We start from the raw sequence: 18,734 nt of genomic DNA, 5'->3' as shown, positions 1-18,734 counted from the left end.
TTCTTACTTGTTGTTGCCTGCCGGCTCAGCCGTAAGAATCAAGTCTGTCTTAAGGATACCCCAGCCATATTCTATAGAAGCAGGGATAGTGATGGTATATGAATAGCCAATATTTGATTCAGCATTTTCATACTTCACAGTGTTAGTAGCTCCTTGTGTCAGCACTGCATCATCAGGCAACTTATGATTGTTGTATTCCAAGCTTGTGCTAACATTATTTATATCAAGCACGACATTCTTGATCTCTCCGTAATAATCCCAGAATTGACCCGGAACCAGAACTTCGTGATCGTGCTCCCATTGATGCCATTCCCAGCAACCGGAAGTTTGTCCGTTCACTGTACCTGCGTAATGAGGTTTTGGAGAATGTTCATGACTGATTTCCACTTCTGTAGCCGGTACATATTCATATACAGCAGGCACGTAATTAACGCCCGTGATATTAGTAAAGGAAACTTCACTTGATGCAGTAATAACGTGTTCGTTGTAAGTAACATCATCGTTAGACACACATCGGGTCTGCACAGCTTGACTAGCAGCATACCGCTCAGCTTGCAATGCAAGTTCAACACGAACAGCGTCTTTACTTATCTTCACATCTGTTACATTAAACACCTTATTATAATCCATAGTCATCCAACCCCAATATTGTGTGCCGTCGGCGGCAGTTATTAGCCTATATTCTTGAACTGTATAACTTTCTCGACCGGTATACATCTTCAAGTCAGTTCCTGTAGTAAATGTAACTGTCTCTGTTTCAAGATTAAATTCAGCATCCTTTGTCTTATTATAATGTCCGTCAACATAAGTGTACTCTGGCACGCAAATTGTTTTCCACCTACCGTGTGTCTTTACAACCGATTCCCAAACAGGATGTGTGATCGCGTAACCTCTCCAGTCTGTCAACAAACCATCGTGCTGGAAGCTGACTTCATCACCACCTGTCGCACCGTCTTTTACAGTGATACCATCAGGCATAGTGAAAGTGACAGGACGGATAAATGTTACCTTAAATCTGTTCACGATATACGTATCACCACTCTCAATCATATACTTGTGAATAATAACAGCTTGCAATCCCTTTTCGCTATTCAACGCTGCCTTAACTGCAGTATTACTCTTGTTCAAAGAAATGGTCGTTCCATTCAACTGAACACCGGTAAGAACGTTTGCTGTTTTGACACCGTTGCTATAAGTTGATTCAATTTCGTACGTACTTTCAGTGCATACTCCAGTCGGTATATTAACTGTATAAGTACCATCAACATAAGCTTTCGTTATATCTTGTGAGATTGTACATTCCGAAGCCGGTGAAGTGATAGCACCCGGTCTTTTGGCATTTACTCTGAACGCGATATACTTACCGTCAGCATCCTTATCCCAGAAGGCATCATTTACCTTTGTCTTTTCCGTATCCAAAGCAATGACAGGCAAATTAACTTTCACTGCGAAATGGAAATGAATGTATTTCGGATATTTATTAGAAGAAACCTTATTGCGGAGTGTCAAAGTAGCATACAAGTTAGCTCCAGTTATACCTACATTTCCAACCTGTCCATGAGCGAATCGCCAAATTACAATCTTAGTAGCTTTGCCGTCAGTTGCTACACCGTCAATCAGACTCGGTGCAGTAATACCCGGAAGAGCAACACCATTCTTAAGAACTGAGGTTTCTAGGTATTCATACGTATTCCAGAATTCCTCATGACTCATACCTTGTTCAGAACCGTCACCCTTGTTCATCAAACGATAGATATTATCACGCAGATAATCCTCTTCGAATTTATACAGTTTAGATTGCGTATTTGCACAGCCATAAGTTTCAGTACCTTCTATAGTCACGGCCATATCAGGAGTCTTCTCTGCTACGATCTCAACTTTCACGAAGCCGCGACGAACTACATTACCGGCCTTGTCTACCAACTCAACCTTGAAAATAGGAGTACGTCCTACAAATTCCGGGTTATGTCCATTATCAGCAATCGCCTCGAAAGTACCCTTCTCAGCATCTGTACATACCAAGTCTTTCTGCTGATTAGTTATAGTAAAGCCACTTTGTACATTATACTCAGAAGATGCTACAGCAAAGCGGTATGACAATTCATAATCTTCAACAGGGAACGCTTCATGTGAATCGTCCTTCACAAGACAAGTAGCTACCAATGACTTCAAGTCAAACACTTTGTCATATGCCATTTCGTAACGAACGAGTGTAGTCTTACATGCACTGAACGTTGCTGCGAAATGAGCAGTGTTTCCAGTTGCCAAAGTCGCTCCGTCGGCAATAAAGATGTCTTCAGGAGTGATCAGATCGTCATATACAGCTACATATGGAGAAGTAATTACGGGGTCTGCATCCTTCTGGGCAGGATCACCGGTCATAGTTGCCTGCAAAGCAATCATGTTTGTTTTATCTTCTGCCGGTCTGACATTGGCATGCTTACGACGAAGTGTAAAGTCAACAGTTCCTGTAGCGGTATTCTTGATCGGTTGCCCGATGATATCTACCAAATTGCTGCCTGCCGCGCGAGTTCCAGTTTCAATAATAGTTACAGCACGGTCAAGATAGCTATAAGTAGCATTTCCCAAATTAAAGCTCTTCGGATTGAAATGGTAGCTGGCAATTGCAGGAGCACCTACAGAGTAAGCATACTTAGTCACGATAGGAAGTGAAGCATTTTCATTCGGGCTCATTGCGCTATACTGCAAAGAACTGAATTTAACAGCTTCCACACCGTCTACAATATAATCCGGAGCAAACGCGATGCTGCTCAAGCGAGCGACGATCAATACATGCAAGTTACTGATTTCTGTAGAGATGAGAGTTCTAAGAGTGGTATCCAGAGTAGTAATTCTTTCTCCAAGTTTACCCATATCTGCTTTGATTTTATCCAGCTCGCCATCGATTCTATCTCCCAGATCTTTGAGGTCCTTATTAGTTTGCACCAAATCACCTTGCAAGTCCTTAATATCCTTTGCATTGTCACCTATCAGTCCGCGCAATGCACTGTTTTCCTCTGTCTGCGCATCCCACAATTTTTGGTTTGCTTCCTGAGCGGCTTTCAGTTCATCCTCAGCTTTCTTAATAGCTTGCGCAAGAGCTTCGTCAGCTTCTATCTTGTTGGCGTCTATCATGCCTTTCAATTCCTTATCATAAGCTTTCAAGGCATCCAACTGAAGTTGAAGGTTCTCGTCCGCAGCAATCAAAGTCTTGATAGCGTCTTGAGCGGTCTGGATATTGTTCGCGTTGGTGACCACATCCCCCTTAAGACCGTCTACAGTGCCTGTCAGTGTACTTAATTCGGCTTGAACACCGTCAATCCTACCACCGAGCAACTGAATGACACCCTCAATGTCTTCATTGAATTGCACAATAGCGGCTTCCAGGTCTTTCTTGTCAGCCTTGGTCGCGTTGATTTCAGCGATAGAAGAGTCTACATACTCTTTCATCGCAGTTACTTCTTCCGTGATTTTAGCGAGCGCTTTAGCTTCGGCGTCGGCAGCGGCCTGTTTTGCCGCTTCTGCTAAAACTTTGGCTTGGGCAGCTTCGGCAGCGGCAGCGTCACCGGCAGCTTTGGCAGCATCGGCAGCGGCCTGGGCTTTGGCAGCGTCGGCCTTGGCAGCGTCAGCAGTAGACTGGGCTGTCTGCAAAGCAGCCTGCAAGGCAGTCAGCTGAGCAGTCAACTGTTCTTGTAGAGTGCCAACGGTAGTTCCGTTTTTGTCGATTTGTTCTTGTAACGCCTTGATGTCGTCATCGTAGTCTTTACAAGAAGTAAATGTACCTGTTGAAGCCGCCAACAGCGTTCCAAACAGGATTGCACTTAAATACTTTTTGTTCATGATAAAAAAACTTTTAATTTATAAATTAAAAAAATAATAAAAATATAGTTCTTGTTTTGGATTATCAATTCCCATAAATCCCATGTTTTACTCCTTTCATTCCTTGCATAACCTCCTTTTCTTAAATTATTTCACCTACATTTGCCTTATACAATATACTCTGAAGTATATAGTCTATGCACACTTTACCCGTTACTTTGTAGGTAACGGGAAAACCTTTGTACCTGCCCCAAAAGGGTAGTCAATACCGGAAAATGTCTGAATTGGTAATGAAACATCTTTACCCCTGCTTCTGAGAAGAGGCAGAGGGGAGGAAATTCTTTTATCTAAATTAGAAGGGTGAAACACTCTAATACTAAGAAAATCGCTGTTTTATCGTGTTATTTCTCTTTTTTTAGTAGTTTATCAGAAAAAATATCTTTTTTGTTTGCATGTTTTCCAAAATATCTCCATCTTTGCAACGCTATTTAGCTCCGTTACCTACAAAGTAACGGACTAGCTATCAGGCAGATATTCCTATCACCGAATGCTTTACATAACTGATTATTTGTGTGTTGGCTTCATCAATTTTCCTACTACGGAAAGGTTTCAGATACGTCTCCGTCACAGTGATGGAGGAATGCCCCATCGCCTCGGAGATAATACCCGGATGAATTTCGCAATGATAGGCGGTCGTCGCCCAAGTGTGACGGGCAGTGTACGAGCTGAGTCTGTCGTTCAGCGCCAGCCATTCGCCCAGAAGCATGAGTTGCTGATTGAAGCTGCGTAATGCCGATTGATATTCGCGATATGCTTCCTTCGTCCCCTCACCACTTTTCAACAGAGGAAATAAATAAGGAGATGTGTCGTCACGACTTATATACTTCTTCAGGATTGCCATCGCTTCCGGAGTCACAGTAACCGACAGAGAACGACCCGTCTTACGCCTGCGGTAAGTTATCACATGATCACGCAAATCACTTTTACGCAAATAGGCAAGATCGACAAAAGGAAGACCGCGAAGCAAAAACATCAGGATGAACAATTCCTGTGAGCGCCGCATGCCGGCAGGCACGACAGAAGACGAAGACACCCCAGCGAACACCTTTTTCATATCTTCATCACACAAGGCACGCTTGTGATCCGCACGGGTACCCGTATAGACAGAACGAAACAGATTGGGTACGTAAGAAGCCATGCGACCATCCACCGCACGATTATAGACCGCACGAAACGTGCGTAAATAAGTGGAAACAGTGTTCCAGCTACATCCACGGCTACGAAGGTAAATCTCGAAGCCCTTCAACCATTCAGGGGTTACTTCATCAAATGCAAAATCCCTTTTCCCATGATAAGCAATAATGGCATTGAGACTGCTGCGATAAACGTGTGCAGTACCAAAGTTTCCCTCCATCTGTAGCCCCACCGCTACTTGCTTCATAAATGCTACTACTTTCAACATTTTACTTACTATTAATTAAATTACACGATAAATATAGGAATATTTTAGCATCTCTCCCAAATACCCTACAGACATATATTCATTCATCGGCAGGTTATCCAATCAGCGGATTTGACCATACCTCCGAAAGTAAAACAACAAAAAAAGAAACCGGTATGTTTTTTCGCACAAAGTTTTCGCTGCGAATAAACAGTTATTATAATTAACAAATAGTTCTAATTACAAATTTTATAAAGCAAGCATATACATATAAATTTACAGATATGAAAAACGAAAATAAAACTAAATAATTTTATACTATTCAATTAATTTATTTTTCATAACTTTGCAGAAAATAAGCCACAAATAGCGGTTTATAAAAACTAAATATAAGAATATGATAAAAGTAGAAAAAGAAGTATCCAAAGATTACATCATCAAGGGATTTAAACATTTTACCCAATTAGCTACGGAATACTTTCAAGGACATCCGGACTGCAATGCAGCCAGAAAAAGAATGCGCGACACAATAGACGCCAACTTGCAGCTCAAAGCAGAGCTCACCGCAGCAAGCTACACCGAACACACGACTTTGCTAAGTCCGAAGATGCAGCAAATCATTTGGGCGTACTGGGGACCACCCATCATTTCACTGTCGGAAAACCAGGCAAACGAGTCGGACAACAAACGAGTTTAAACGCCCAAAAAGTGAAAATCGAACTATATATTTTTAAATATATAATTTATTAGTTATCCCTTATTATGGTTCCGCCCTGCGTTTCAAAAGATTTTTCTCAACAGACATATTCCATTAAATGTCAGAAGATTACCTCACTCCTTAGAGTGTTCCGCTGTGCGTTCCACAAAAATGCCCTTTTTTCACCCTCAAACAGAGGCTCCAAAATGACCGGACAGAGGCTTCGTTTACTATAAACAGAGGCTCTGTTTGCATCAGACGAAGCCTCTGTTTCACGATCTTCCTCCAACGTATACCGCACAAAAAAACAACATGCGCCAAAAGCAGCTATTTACGTCACCACGAGGAATATTACATCCCAACACGTCCAAGCACGTACATCCGTTTAGGATTCGAACAGCAATCAACCTACTTTTGGACAAAATTTAAAAAACAGAATATCATATGCAAAAAATGAATTGCCAGGCCATCGGATATGGCTACATCATCATCCCAAAAGCTCTGCTGAAAGAGCAACTTACAGGCTGCAGCCCACACGAAGGAGAAATAGAAGCTTTCCTGAAACTTCTTATAAAAGTCAACTACTCGGAAACAAAACTCACCGACCGCCAAAAACACACCATCGTGTGCAAAAGAGGTGAAAGCCTGCACAGCTACCGCAGCTGGAGCGCCATTTTCCACTGGCCAACGAGCAGAACTTACCGCTTCATACAACAACTGAAAACAAACGGAATCATCGAAATCATTCCTCACAACGACACCACCGCCCTGCATATCCGAGTGGTCAACTACGAAAACTGGACAAACATTTCGGCACTCGTCGGCGAGAAAAAAGAAAACGCCCGAAAAACCAGCGACGAAAAGTTCCGCCTCTTCTGGGACGACTTCCACAACATCCTGCAGCTTCCCAAAGAGAACATCGCCAAAGCGCAGCGTATCTGGAAAAAGCTGAGCGAAAAAGAACAGCAACTCGCCATCGACAACATCGAAGAGTATTATTATCATCAGACAAACGTGAAATTCATCCTACATGCCTGCAGTTATTTATCCAATAAAGCCTTTCTGAATGAATACTGACAACAGAGTTTCCCCACAGGCCCCGGAGATAGAAGAAGCCATCCTGGGGGCCTGCCTGATAGAACAGGAAGCCATGCCGCTCGCAGCCGACACACTGCGCCCGGAAATGTTCTACACCACGAGCCACCAAGTGATCTACGCCGCCCTGCTTGCCATGTACCGGGCAGGAATGAAGATCGACATCCTCACCGTCAAAGAAGAACTTGCCCACCGGGGCAAGCTGGAAGAAGCCGGAGGAGCATTCGGCATCACGCAACTGAGCAGCAAAGTAGCCACCTCGGCGCATATCGAATATCACATGCAGATCGTACACGAGAAATATCTGCGGCGAGAAATGATACTGGGACTCAACAAACTCCTCGCCTGCTCTCTGGACGAAACAATGGACATAGCCGACACACTGATAGACGCACACAACCTGCTCGACCGCCTGGAAGGTGAATTCGGACACAACGACCACATGCGCGACATGGACGCACTGATGACCGACACGATGAAAGAAGCCGAACAGCGTATCGCCAAAAGCGTGAACGGAATCACCGGCATCCCTACCGGCCTGACAGACCTGAACCACATGACATCCGGACTGCAAAACGGAGAACTCACCGTCATCGCCGCACGCCCCTCGGTCGGGAAAACCGCCTTCGCCCTCCATCTGGCGCGGCAGGCTGCCATGCAGGGACATGCCGTCACTGTCTACAGCCTTGAGATGCAAGGAGAACGCCTTGCCGACCGCTGGCTGTTGTCCGCCGGCGACATCAACCCTTACCGCTGGCGCACAGGCATCCCTAACCCGCACGAAGTGGCGGAAGCACACACCACCGCCGCAGAACTGGCACGACTACCGATACACGTAGACGACAGCACTTCGACCAGCATGGACCATGTACGCTCCAGCGCACGGCTCCTTAAAAGCAAGGGTACATGCGATCTGATCATCATCGACTACCTGCAACTTTGCGACATGAGCACCGGACAGAAGAACCGCAACCGTGAACAGGAAGTGGCACAAGCCACCCGCAAGGCTAAATTGATCGCCAAGGAACTGAACGTTCCCGTCGTATTACTTTGCCAGCTAAACCGCGAATCGGAAGGCCGTCCCGGTGGTCGACCGGAACTATTCCATCTGCGTGAAAGCGGCGCCATCGAGCAAGATGCTGATGTAGTGATGCTACTCTACCGCCCTGCACTGGCACGAATCACTACCGACCGCGAAAGCGGTTATCCGACCGAAGGGCTGGGAGTAGTCATCGTAGCCAAACAACGCAATGGAGAGACAGGGAACGCATACTTCAGCCACAACCCTTCTCTAACGAAAATTACGGACTATACACCACCACTGGAAGTATTGCTGAAACAAGCAAAATAAAAAAATTCCCGGAACCATAACTACAATATTATATTACATAATATAAGATTAAATATTTTCCGATTTTATTTCATATTTGCAGTAAAATAAAGAGCATAATGCTTGACTTTGCCTCTTATATTTCGTATATTTGCAATGTCATAGAGAAACAAAATTATTATTACTTAAACCTTAACTTTTTAAAATTATGAATGTTTCAGTAGAACGCTATCAGCGTAGAAAGTACATGAGTCAAGAGAATTCTCCGATGCTGTATTACGTACGCCAGAAATCGGGAACAGTCAGAGTGATGGACGTCGAAAAACTGGCAGATGCCATCGAAGCCAACTCTTCACTCACAGCAGGAGATGTAAAACATGCCATCGAAGCTTTTGTAGAGCAGCTCCGCCTGTCACTCACACAAGGCGACAAAGTGAAGATCGACGGTTTGGGAACATTTCACATCACACTATGCAGCGAGGGGACAGAGAAGGAAAAAGATTGCACGGTCCGAAGCATCCGCAGGGTGAATGTCCGGTTTGTAGCGGATAAAGCATTGCATCTGGTGAACGCAAGCCACACCAGTACACGAAGTGAAAACAACGTGGAATTCGTACTGGCAAGCAAAGGTGACACGGAAGGCGAAAATGCCGGAGGAGGAGGAGGAAATACCGGAGGCGAAGAGGAAGCTCCGGACCCGACAGTTTAACAGGAGATACCATATCGAACCAACCTTAACATATAACTCACCCCCATTATCAATTATCCATTAAAAAAATGCTAGATAAAATTATCGAGATTATTATGACTATCCTCCCTTTTCTGGGTAATCGTAAAAAGCGTAAAGCGATGGCGCAAAACGTCAAAGAATTCAGCGAGCTGGTGAAAGACCAGTATACCTTCCTGATGGAGCAGCTGGAAAAGGTACTGAAAGATTATTTCGACCTTAGTGCGAGAATGAAAGAGATGCACGCCGAAATCTTTTCGCTGAGAGAGCAACTGACACAGGCTGCCGCATTACAGTGCATAAACAAAGAGTGCATACAACGTACTCAAAGCGAAGCATCCATCTCTGAAGCATAATGCCGGACAATCATGAGAACGATCAACTTAATCGTAATTCACTGCTCCGCCACACGCGAAGACAAGGATTTCACGGAATATGACCTGGACGTCTGCCATCGCCGACGCGGATTCAACGGAGCGGGCTATCATTTTTATATCCGCAAAAACGGGGATATAAAGTCTACCCGACCGATAGAAAAGATCGGTGCCCACGCCAAAGGATTCAACAGAGAAAGTATCGGTATCTGCTATGAAGGCGGGCTTGACAGCAAAGGTCGCCCCAAAGATACCCGGACCGAATGGCAGAAACATTCACTGCGAGTACTGATTCTTACTTTATTGAAGGATTATCCGGAATGCCGCGTATGCGGTCACCGTGACCTTAGTCCCGACCGGAATGAGAACGGAGAGATAGAACCGGAAGAATGGGTGAAAGCGTGCCCTTGCTTCGATGCGGAAAATAACTGGAAAGCATGAGGCAGAAATCAAGTAAAGCTTCAATTGAATAGCTTATAAACAAGAAAACTCCAATTGCCCGACCAAACGAAGTCGGAGCAGTTGGAGTTTCTACATTTATAAAATAGATTGTCGGGATATCTCCTCTGAAGGAAATTAATGCTATCTTTGTAGAAAGTAATAAACCTAGAAACTTTTATATTTTAGCATGTATACTCCGCCTTTCACCATATCTCCCCGCACCATTCACTTAATAGCGGATATCTCCGCATTGGTAGAACGATATGCCATCCGTATGGAGCAGGAAGATGCCTTGCTATTGCGAAAAATCAACCGAATTAAGACCATTCAAGGTTCACTGGCTATTGAAGGAAATACCCTATCTGAAAGTCAAATTACAGATATCCTTGACGGGAAGCATATAGTAGCTCCCATCCGTGAAATACAGGAGGTACGAAACGCCATCAAAACCTACAATTCATATCACACTTTCGATCCCTACTCGGTAGACGACTTACTGATAGCACATAAAATAATGACGGAAGCACTGGTAGACAATACAGGACACTTTCGTCAAGGAGGTGTCGGAGTATTCGCAGGCACACAGTTGATCCACATGGCGCCTCCTGCCGACCGCGTTCCTTATCTTATCAAAGATTTGTTTGAATGGTTACGAAAGTCGGATGATCATTTATTAATAAAAAGCTGTGTTTTTCATTATGAGTTTGAATTTATTCATCCATTCAGTGATGGAAACGGGAGAATAGGACGTTTATGGCAATCGCTGATATTAGGCAAACTCCATCCTGTATTCGAACACTTACCGGTAGAGAATATGGTATTCGCCAATCAACAAGCCTATTATAATGCTATAAACCGAAGTACTGATGCTGTAAATAGTGGTATATTCATTGACTTCATGCTACAAGAAATATACGAAACACTAAAGAAACGGCAAGGCGATTCTATAGTAACAATGAAAGCGACAAAGGATGTCGGTATAAATGTCGGTATAAATGTCGGTATAAACGAACAAAAAGTTCTGGAACTTTTGAGAAAAAACAATCAAATCACCGCCAAAGAAATCGCCGGACTTCTAGGTATCAGTCTGAGGCATAGCGAACGTTTGATCACATCATTAAAGCAAAAAGGAATGATTCAGCGAGTTGGATCAAACAAAAACGGATACTGGGAAATTATAGTTTAAATGAAAGGTTGACCTCAATGTCAACCTTTCATTTAAACTATACCTTATCGTGCATCAAAAGCTGCATCAATCAGTGCCTGCAAGTTCAGATAGTGACTCCGGACAATCCCCGTAGAAGCACTTGCCGCACTTGCCAATGACCTCCTTAATTCGAGCAACTGTCCACGGGCAATTGTCGGTGCTTCGGAAGGAGAATCAGACGAGGATAAAACACTCGTCATCATACCCAGAAGCGATGAAGAGTTACCTTTCGGCTTATCAATCATCGAGATCAAAGCGTTGACATAAACTTTCTGCAAATTACGCTGGGCATAATCCGGTCTCTTACCGCCTTGCAGATCGCTCCAGATACCTTTCTTCAAGTCAGTAAACAGGTTATTGGCTGTATATGCCTTTGTACCGTTCAAGAATTCATCGTTTGTCATTTTATCCAACGTGTTCTTGCTTAAGAGTTGCTTCAGAATGCTGCTCTGTACACGGAATACAGCATTGTAAGTGTTGATTCTGGCTCTTTCGGCAAGCTTCTTATCCAGCAACCAGTTGGGAGTATTAAACAGTTCCTTATTCAAAAAGATAACTGCTTTTCTCTGAATATCTTTGGGTACATATTCCATTGCTTTGACGTCAGTCTGCTCTACGGAAACCGGGGTACTATAAATACCACCCACATTCGTCGCTACATGACGCATATACAGATTAAACTGCCCCACTATATTCTGATACAGACTGGATGCTTTAGCGTAGCCTTCGTTCGGTTCGTAAGTCCAGTTCATAATTTCAGGCATGATGCGTTTCAGATTTTTGATACCATAAGTGCTCGCCAATACAGCATCGTCACCCAAATCCTCATTCTGATTACGAGGATCGTTCCGGTCACTTTCCGTACCAAAAGTGTAACGTTTATCCTCTTGTAGTTTACTGATAATCCACTTGTTCATGTGAGGGATTTCGGCTTCGGGCGTCTTATATTCGGGCATCCAGCGATATCCCCATTCGATAGCCCACTCATCGTACATACCGATGCGGGGGAAGATTCCGGCACGGGATATGTTATCTTCGGGCTGCGCTACATAATTAAACCGTGCATAATCCATGATAGAAGGAGTATGACCGTTGGCTTCCACCCATGCTTTGTCTCGTAGCTTTTCTACAGGAACCGTGCTGGAAGAGCCGAAGTTGTGACGCAGTCCCAACGTATGGCCTACTTCATGAGAAGATACAAAACGAATCAGCTGCCCCATCAATTCATCGTCAAACAGAGGTTTGCGTGCACCCGGATCGACAGCTCCAGCCTGCACGATATACCAGTTGTACAACAGGCTCATCACATTGTGATACCAGTTGATATGCGTTTCCAGAATCTCACCGCTGCGAGGGTCGTGTACATGAGGACCGCTCGCATTTGGAATATCGGAAGGTTTATATACGATAGCGGAATGACGCGCATCCTCCAAACTCCATTCAGGATCGTCTGTCGGAGCTTCTTTGCCTATAATGGCATTCTTAAATCCGGCCTTTTCAAAAGCTTTCTGCCAGTCATTGACACCTTGAATCAAGTAAGGTACCCACTTCTTGGGAGTGGCCGGATCGATATAGATCACAATCGGATTCTTTGGTTCCACCAGTTCTCCCTTCAGGTATTTTTCTATATCCTCGTCTTTCGGCTCAAGACGCCAGCGGGTAATCTTCGCTTTATACTCCACCCCCTGAGGATTTTCGTCAAAATCCTTGTAGCTGACAGCAAAGTAACCTACTCTGCTATCATACAGTCTTGATTTCATCGGTTCTTTGGGGAGTAACATCATAGAACTGTTCAGCTCGTATGTCAACGGAGAACTTGGAGCGGAAGACACGGATGTTCCGGCTCCTGCAGGTGATGAGGCTCTCCGCTGAAAAGTACGTACCGTACGGACTTCGATATTACGCGGAAATGCCTTCAGAGTATCAATATAGCTGGCATCATCTACCATACCTCCTATCCCGGCATTGTTTTTCGCACGGCTTTCAAATGAAAACAGTTTGTTATCCCTGCGGATATAGTCAGTCATATCTATGACGTAATTGTTCGTCTCGCCTTCTTTACGGACCGTTTTCAGAGGAAAAGTGGCTATAATGGGCTGTACATTAGAATTCAGTACTGCCTGATACAATCCTAATGTATCCGAAGAATGTTCAATATAAGAGATTTCACGAACAAACAGTTTATCGCCATTTCCCTTTTCGAAACGGATCACTTCATCTCCGATCTGATCTCCCGGATAACCGACTTTGCGCTTTTGCATATCTACGGGAGCCTTCACGATCCGATTCACTATCAGTACATCACGTCCGAAGAGCGAGTCGGGAATTTCAAAATAATATCTGCCTTCTACATTGTGCACTTTGAAGAAGCCATTCATCGTTTTAGCCTTGCCGGTAATTACTCTTGCATAAGGTTGCAAGGCATCTTTCTTCCTGTTGGCAACAGAATCGGTTTTGACTTTGGCTACTTCCTCTGTCTTTCCTTTCTTTTTCTTCTTCTTTTTAAAAATGTCTGTAGATTGCGCCCCGACTGATGGAATGAGCATCGCCAGAATCATTAGAGTTGAGACTAATTTCTTCATGTGTCCAATATTATATGTATTTATTTGAAATACAAAGATAATTATTTGAACGAACTATCCAAAACTATAATCATTCCGGCGTATGATCGTTTTTTATAATGCCAGGCGGTAGATCTCCTTACTGTCTTTCTTTGTCAGCTTCACATAGTTACCCACAAATTCACCTTTATTGCGATGCAGACTATCTGCAAGGCGGTCAATATCCGGATTTTCTATACCCAGTTCTTTGAAGGTTACAGGTAAGCCAATCGATTTGAAGAAAGCTTTCAAGCGGGCAATCCCTTCAAGTGCCACTTTCTTTTTATCGTCCGACTCTTCCACTCCCCACACACGAACAGCATATTGGGCTATTTTATCTACATTGTGTTCTGTCATCCATGTCATCCAGGCAGGGAAGATCACAGACAGACCGGCTCCATGAGTAACATTGTAGATAGCACTGATTTCATGTTCGAGGAAATGGGAAGCCCAGTCTTCTTCGCAACCGACCCCGCATGTTCCGTTATGGGCGATGGTTCCACACCACATCAGATTGGCACGGGCACCGTAGTTTTCGGGTTCTTTCATCACCGTTGCCGCTTCTTTGATAATGGCAAGCAATGTGCCTTCGCACAGGCGGTCGCCTATCTCTACTTCTTTTGTATTGGTAAAGTAACGCTCCATAATGTGCGCCATCATATCGGCAATGCCACAGGCAGTCTGGAAGGGAGGAAGTGTATAAGTCAGTTCAGGATTCATCACCGCAAATACAGGACGCAGCACGCCGGGCGCACGCAGGCTTAATTTCTGCAATCCGTCGACTTTAGTGATCACGGTATTGCCGGAACCTTCACTTCCGGCAGCGGGAATCGTCAGCACGACAGCAACCTTCAGTGCTTTGGCCACGATGGATTTTCCTATGTAGAAATCCCAGAAGTCACCGTCATAAGGTACTCCGGCAGCAATGGCTTTCGCTGTATCAATCACCGAACCGCCTCCTACCGCAAGCATCATGTCAACGTTTTCTTTCCGGCACAGGTCGATACCTTCATATACTTTCGTATCTATGGGATTAGGCTGTACTCCACCCAGCATACAATAAGGAATGCCTGCTTTCCGCAAGGAGTCTTCCACACGGGCAAGCAGACCGCTGCGCACTACCGAACCGCCTCCATAGACAATCATTACTTTTCGTGCACCGTACTTCTGTACCAGTGCTCCCGTTTGAGTTTCCGTATCCCGCCCGAATACAAATTCGGTAGGACTATAAAAGATAAAATTGTTCATTGTCGTACTTTTAGTAAGTCTTTATATAAGCCTCACAAAGTTATAAATTTATGTAATAATCCGTTCTATCCGCAATTAAAATTAGGGTAATATTTTCCGGATACCACTACTCTTTTACCTTATTCCCTACCTTCATAAGAGCAAGCCCGATAACGATCCAAACCATTTCGCGTACACGGGTAATCAACGCGGCATACACTCCGTAAGCTCCGGAAAGGGAAAGACCACCGACAGCAAGGGCAAAACCGCCTTCACGACCTCCCAGCTGCATCGGCAAGAAAAATAAAAGATTAGCCAATAATGAAGAAAAAGCGGCAATCAGGCAACAGTCGGCAAAGCTGACATGGGTTGTCAGCACATTAAGAATCAGCCATATTTCGAGACAGCTGACCACACGCGCCATGTACTCTAAGGAAAGGGCTGCATAAAACGTTTGTTTCTTTTGCCGGTGAAGAAGGGAAATCTGTTGATCTATATTCTCCAACTGCTCCCGATGCACTTCGGCAAAGTGAATCACCTTCTTTTTCAGAAAAGGAAGACGGCTGCCCAAACGGACAAAAGCGACTGCCATCCCGTGCTGATAACCTTTGATAAACAACAATGCTATCAGCAGGCAGAAGATTGTAATAGCACCCAATATAATCCCCATTCCCCATCCTACCGGATACAGGCAGATATAAAGCAGTACGGAAGTCAGCCAGAAACAAAAATGAGAAAAGATGTGCATCATCACGTAAAGGATCACAGAAGAGGTCGCCCTTTCTACACCGATATAGGGTTTCAGCTCCATGATGCGGTAAGGCTCCCCTCCCATCAGTCCGACGGGAGTCACATAATTAAGAGCAAAGCCGGTAACGGTGAATTTGTAGAGACGGGCAAACGAGAATCCCGGTTTGCCGCCGCTACGGATGATGATATACCACGATACTGTATTAATCAGATAGACCGATAGCCACAAGATCAGCACCAAAGGCAAATATATTCCCGCACGTTTCAGATTCGTCCAAAGTTCCTGATAATCCATATCGAAAGTGAACATCATAATCAGGACGGCAACAATGCCGAATGCGAGGAATATATTGCGGTACTTATTCTTCACTATTTAATATACTGGTAATATCGTTCAAAGAAGTTTCTGAATCCCCGGATTTTCATTAATCCGTATTCGAACACCAACCAGCCTGTCAATGCGCAAGAGATTCCAAGCAACACGTCAATGATGTAGTGATGGCATGAATAGACAGCTGTTCCCCAAATACCCGCCATGATGATAGAAAAAAGAGTAATCACATACCATCTGCACTTGCCGATGATGGCATACACCAATGCAACTACCATATAAGCTGCATGGAGAGAGGGGACCGCCGCAAAGACATTCGCATTACGTCCATAAATGGAATCAAAGACAGACACTCCGAAAATCTCGTCGAAACGGCCCAGTCCTGCCACATTACCCGGAGTATTCAGGATCGGTTCAAAACCGTAGTTAATGGCATACCAGGGCGGAGCAGCCGGATGAATATAATAACCGGCAAAACCGATCAGATTTACAAATAAAAAGACCAGCGCAAAGCGAAGATACGTCTTCCGTTCTTTTTTGAAATAGAGGCAAAGCCCGAACAGGATGGGGACAGGAACCCAGCAAAGATAGAAGATACCTGCAAAGACGTCTGCCATCGCCCAATGATGCGCGGCAAAAAATTCACACGGAGTCACCAGTACCCCATTGTCCATCACTCCGAACAGAGACTTCTCCAGATTATAAAGTCCTTCTACATCAATCGGATTCACTTCGTAGTTAGGACAAATGCGCATCCAGTCATATGAAATACCGAATAGGGCAAAGGGAAGAAGAGCTACTGCCAGCTTCCGGGTAGGCAGCCCGGCAAAGAATAAAATCAAATAGAGTGCCGCTATCAGCAGGTGTTCGGAACGAAGTCCGATAAAGACTGTTGTCAGCAGCAAAAAAAGAGCCATGATCACAAGAACCGTCAAGGTTTCTTTCTTCGATGGCATTTTAGTTGTTTGTATCATCACGACTTATATTTTCAGTTATGCATTCTTCCGTTCGTCCGCCATCATTACTTTATAGCAATGTCTTACACGCGCAAAAGCGGTAATGTTAGCGAAAAGGGCTACAAAGGACAAAGGCACGATCAATATCAGCATCGGGTCGAAAGCCGTTATATCCTTAAATACGCCACAGAACAAAGCACCAAGACTCGTCAGCACCACACGTTCCGGACGTTGCATAAATCCTACTTTGCATTCAATTCCCAGACCTTCGGCACGGGCACGCACATAGCTCACCATCAACGAGCCGATCAGGGCTACAAAAGCGATAATCGCATAAAAGAAATAATCTTTCATCGACAGATAATAGCAGATACCGAAGAAAGTCATCAGCTCACTGTAACGGTCGAGCACCGAATCATAGAGTGCACCGAACTTGGAACTCATGTTTCCCAGACGTGCCACACGGCCATCCATCATATCGAACAATCCGGCAAACAGGATAACGCCTCCCGCCCATCCGATAATAGCCAAATCGTCTTGTCCGCCATAGATACCGGCATAGACAAACATTCCTGCCGCCACTACATTCAGAATGAACCCGGTAGTAGTGATAAAGTTGGGAGTAATTCCTATTTTAATCATTCCATGTATCAGAGGATTGATTATCTTATAAATCACCTGCTGTAAGTAATCTCTATAATTCATATACCTTAATCTGTTTTTATCTAAATCTTCTGTTTTTATTTCAATTCCTTTTGAATAAATTCCTTATATCTATATTCCGGTAAACAAAGAGGCGCTGCATATTATAATTCCAGAACAACGCTACAATGACTGCTACTATCACTTTAGGGATAATAAAAAAGTCTCCGAAATACTGGCTGAGTGTATCGCGTACCCATGGAATTCTCGCTAACGATTCCGTCAAAGTATACGTTCCCCAAGTATTCAGCCAAATACTGCAAATCCATACAATAATGAACTTCACAGCAATATGTGTTTTCTTTCCTTTAGATTTAAAAGTCCATTTATAATTGATAACGCAGTTGACAATCCCCCCGTAAATAGCTCCTGCCAGAGTAGCATATACGTAGTAGACATCAAACAGCCTTACCAGAAGGATAGTCACCAGAAAGTCTGCAATAGTCGCCATCTGAGCCGAAAGCTGCGCCCTCAAAAACATGAAGACTCCACCCTTCTGCGAGATCATCCGTGCAACTCTTTTCAGCCAATCACCCATCGTGCCACCGCTAACAAGATAAAACTATACACGCCCGCCAATACATCATCCATCATCACTCCTACTCCTCCTTTGAGGCTCTCCATCTTGCGTACTCCCAATGGTTTGACAATATCGAAAAAGCGGAACAGAGCAAAAGCAGCTGTCACGTACCAATACCAGTGTCCATTATCGGGAACAGCCAGCAACGGAATCCACACTCCTACCATCTCGTCCACCACCACGCGTGACGGGTCTTCCCCCCAACAAGATTCAAGCTTATTGGCAGCCCAAATGCCTGCAAAGGTAAATACAATCACCAAAGCGGCAGTCGCCCACAATACAACAGTGAAAGGAAGCAGAAAATAGAGTGCAATCCAAATGATAGAAGCCAGCAACGCCCCAGCCGTACCGGGAGCAAAAGGAGAAAAACCGGAGCCAAAGCCCGTGCCTATAAAAACAGGTAGAAAGGAGGGTCTCTTCATTATTTCCAATAGCGTGTAGAATAATAAAACTTTCC

General features: G+C 44.3%; 16 protein-coding genes. 7 read left to right on the top strand and 9 right to left on the bottom strand.

Translation table 11 applies throughout. The features are described 5' to 3' along the window. Positions 1-3: 3 nt before the first annotated feature. On the bottom strand, positions 4-3,840 hold the full coding sequence (locus BLW31_RS14215; protein WP_010538755.1) for a coiled-coil domain-containing protein: 3,837 nt from the start codon (positions 3,838-3,840) through the stop codon (positions 4-6). 502 nt (positions 3,841-4,342) lie between these two features. After that, positions 4,343-5,281 carry a tyrosine-type recombinase/integrase gene (locus BLW31_RS14205; RefSeq protein WP_010538756.1) on the bottom strand — a complete coding sequence of 313 codons (939 nt, stop codon included), beginning with the start codon at positions 5,279-5,281 and terminating at the stop codon, positions 4,343-4,345. A 376-nt stretch (positions 5,282-5,657) separates the two neighbouring features. Between BLW31_RS14205 and BLW31_RS14200 the strand changes: the two genes are divergently transcribed. From BLW31_RS14200 to BLW31_RS14170, 7 genes are all read left to right on the top strand, one after another. Further along, on the top strand, positions 5,658-5,957 hold the full coding sequence (locus BLW31_RS14200) for a DUF4248 domain-containing protein (protein ID WP_010538757.1): 300 nt from the start codon (positions 5,658-5,660) through the stop codon (positions 5,955-5,957). Positions 5,958-6,401: 444 nt separating this feature from the next. After that, entirely contained in the window at positions 6,402-7,034 is a 633-nt protein-coding gene (locus BLW31_RS14195) for an LvrA C-terminal domain-related protein (protein WP_010538758.1), read from the top strand. Continuing rightward, entirely contained in the window at positions 7,024-8,403 is a 1,380-nt protein-coding gene (gene dnaB / locus BLW31_RS14190) for a replicative DNA helicase (protein ID WP_010538759.1), read from the top strand. Before BLW31_RS14195 ends, dnaB begins: the two co-directional genes overlap by 11 nt. Positions 8,404-8,590: 187 nt before the next feature. Continuing rightward, positions 8,591-9,091 carry an HU family DNA-binding protein gene (locus tag BLW31_RS14185; protein ID WP_010538760.1) on the top strand — a complete coding sequence of 167 codons (501 nt, stop codon included), beginning with the start codon at positions 8,591-8,593 and terminating at the stop codon, positions 9,089-9,091. Between the two features lie 68 nt (positions 9,092-9,159). Further along, positions 9,160-9,465: a hypothetical protein gene (locus BLW31_RS14180; RefSeq protein ID WP_010538761.1), complete on the top strand. Its 306-nt coding sequence runs from the start codon at positions 9,160-9,162 to the stop codon at positions 9,463-9,465. A 12-nt stretch (positions 9,466-9,477) separates the two neighbouring features. Then, positions 9,478-9,924, top strand: coding sequence for an N-acetylmuramoyl-L-alanine amidase (locus BLW31_RS14175; RefSeq protein ID WP_010538762.1), 447 nt, complete (start codon positions 9,478-9,480; stop codon positions 9,922-9,924). Between the two features lie 187 nt (positions 9,925-10,111). Continuing rightward, a complete protein-coding gene (locus tag BLW31_RS14170; RefSeq protein ID WP_010538763.1) occupies positions 10,112-11,110 on the top strand; it encodes a Fic family protein in 999 nt (332 codons plus the stop codon). A gap of 44 nt (positions 11,111-11,154) precedes the next feature. Here BLW31_RS14170 and BLW31_RS14165 read toward each other — a convergent pair whose 3' ends face one another. The 7 genes from BLW31_RS14165 to BLW31_RS14135 all read right to left on the bottom strand — a co-directional run bounded on the left by BLW31_RS14165 (position 11,155) and on the right by BLW31_RS14135 (position 18,699). Further along, positions 11,155-13,713, bottom strand: a complete 2,559-nt coding sequence (locus tag BLW31_RS14165) for a zinc-dependent metalloprotease (protein WP_029425629.1) — start codon at positions 13,711-13,713, stop codon at positions 11,155-11,157. 93 nt (positions 13,714-13,806) lie between these two features. After that, positions 13,807-14,979, bottom strand: a complete 1,173-nt coding sequence (locus BLW31_RS14160; protein ID WP_010538765.1) for an iron-containing alcohol dehydrogenase — start codon at positions 14,977-14,979, stop codon at positions 13,807-13,809. 106 nt (positions 14,980-15,085) lie between these two features. Beyond that, on the bottom strand, positions 15,086-16,078 hold the full coding sequence (locus BLW31_RS14155) for a lysylphosphatidylglycerol synthase transmembrane domain-containing protein (RefSeq protein ID WP_010538766.1): 993 nt from the start codon (positions 16,076-16,078) through the stop codon (positions 15,086-15,088). Next, positions 16,078-16,995, bottom strand: a complete 918-nt coding sequence (locus tag BLW31_RS14150; protein ID WP_029425630.1) for a phosphoinositol dihydroceramide synthase — start codon at positions 16,993-16,995, stop codon at positions 16,078-16,080. Before BLW31_RS14150 ends, BLW31_RS14155 begins: the two co-directional genes overlap by 1 nt. A 36-nt stretch (positions 16,996-17,031) precedes the next feature. Then, positions 17,032-17,700, bottom strand: a complete 669-nt coding sequence (locus tag BLW31_RS14145; RefSeq protein ID WP_010538768.1) for a CDP-alcohol phosphatidyltransferase family protein — start codon at positions 17,698-17,700, stop codon at positions 17,032-17,034. A gap of 40 nt (positions 17,701-17,740) precedes the next feature. After that, a complete protein-coding gene (locus BLW31_RS14140) occupies positions 17,741-18,205 on the bottom strand; it encodes a GtrA family protein (RefSeq protein ID WP_010538769.1) in 465 nt (154 codons plus the stop codon). A 14-nt stretch (positions 18,206-18,219) separates the two neighbouring features. Continuing rightward, on the bottom strand, positions 18,220-18,699 hold the full coding sequence (locus tag BLW31_RS14135; protein ID WP_010538770.1) for a phosphatidylglycerophosphatase A family protein: 480 nt from the start codon (positions 18,697-18,699) through the stop codon (positions 18,220-18,222). Positions 18,700-18,734 lie beyond the last annotated feature (35 nt).

It is taken from the genome of Bacteroides faecis MAJ27 (assembly GCF_900106755.1).
In the GTDB taxonomy this organism is placed as follows: domain Bacteria; phylum Bacteroidota; class Bacteroidia; order Bacteroidales; family Bacteroidaceae; genus Bacteroides; species Bacteroides faecis.
Note: the sequence above shows the minus strand (reverse complement) of the source record. Positions and strands in the feature narration are given on the sequence as shown.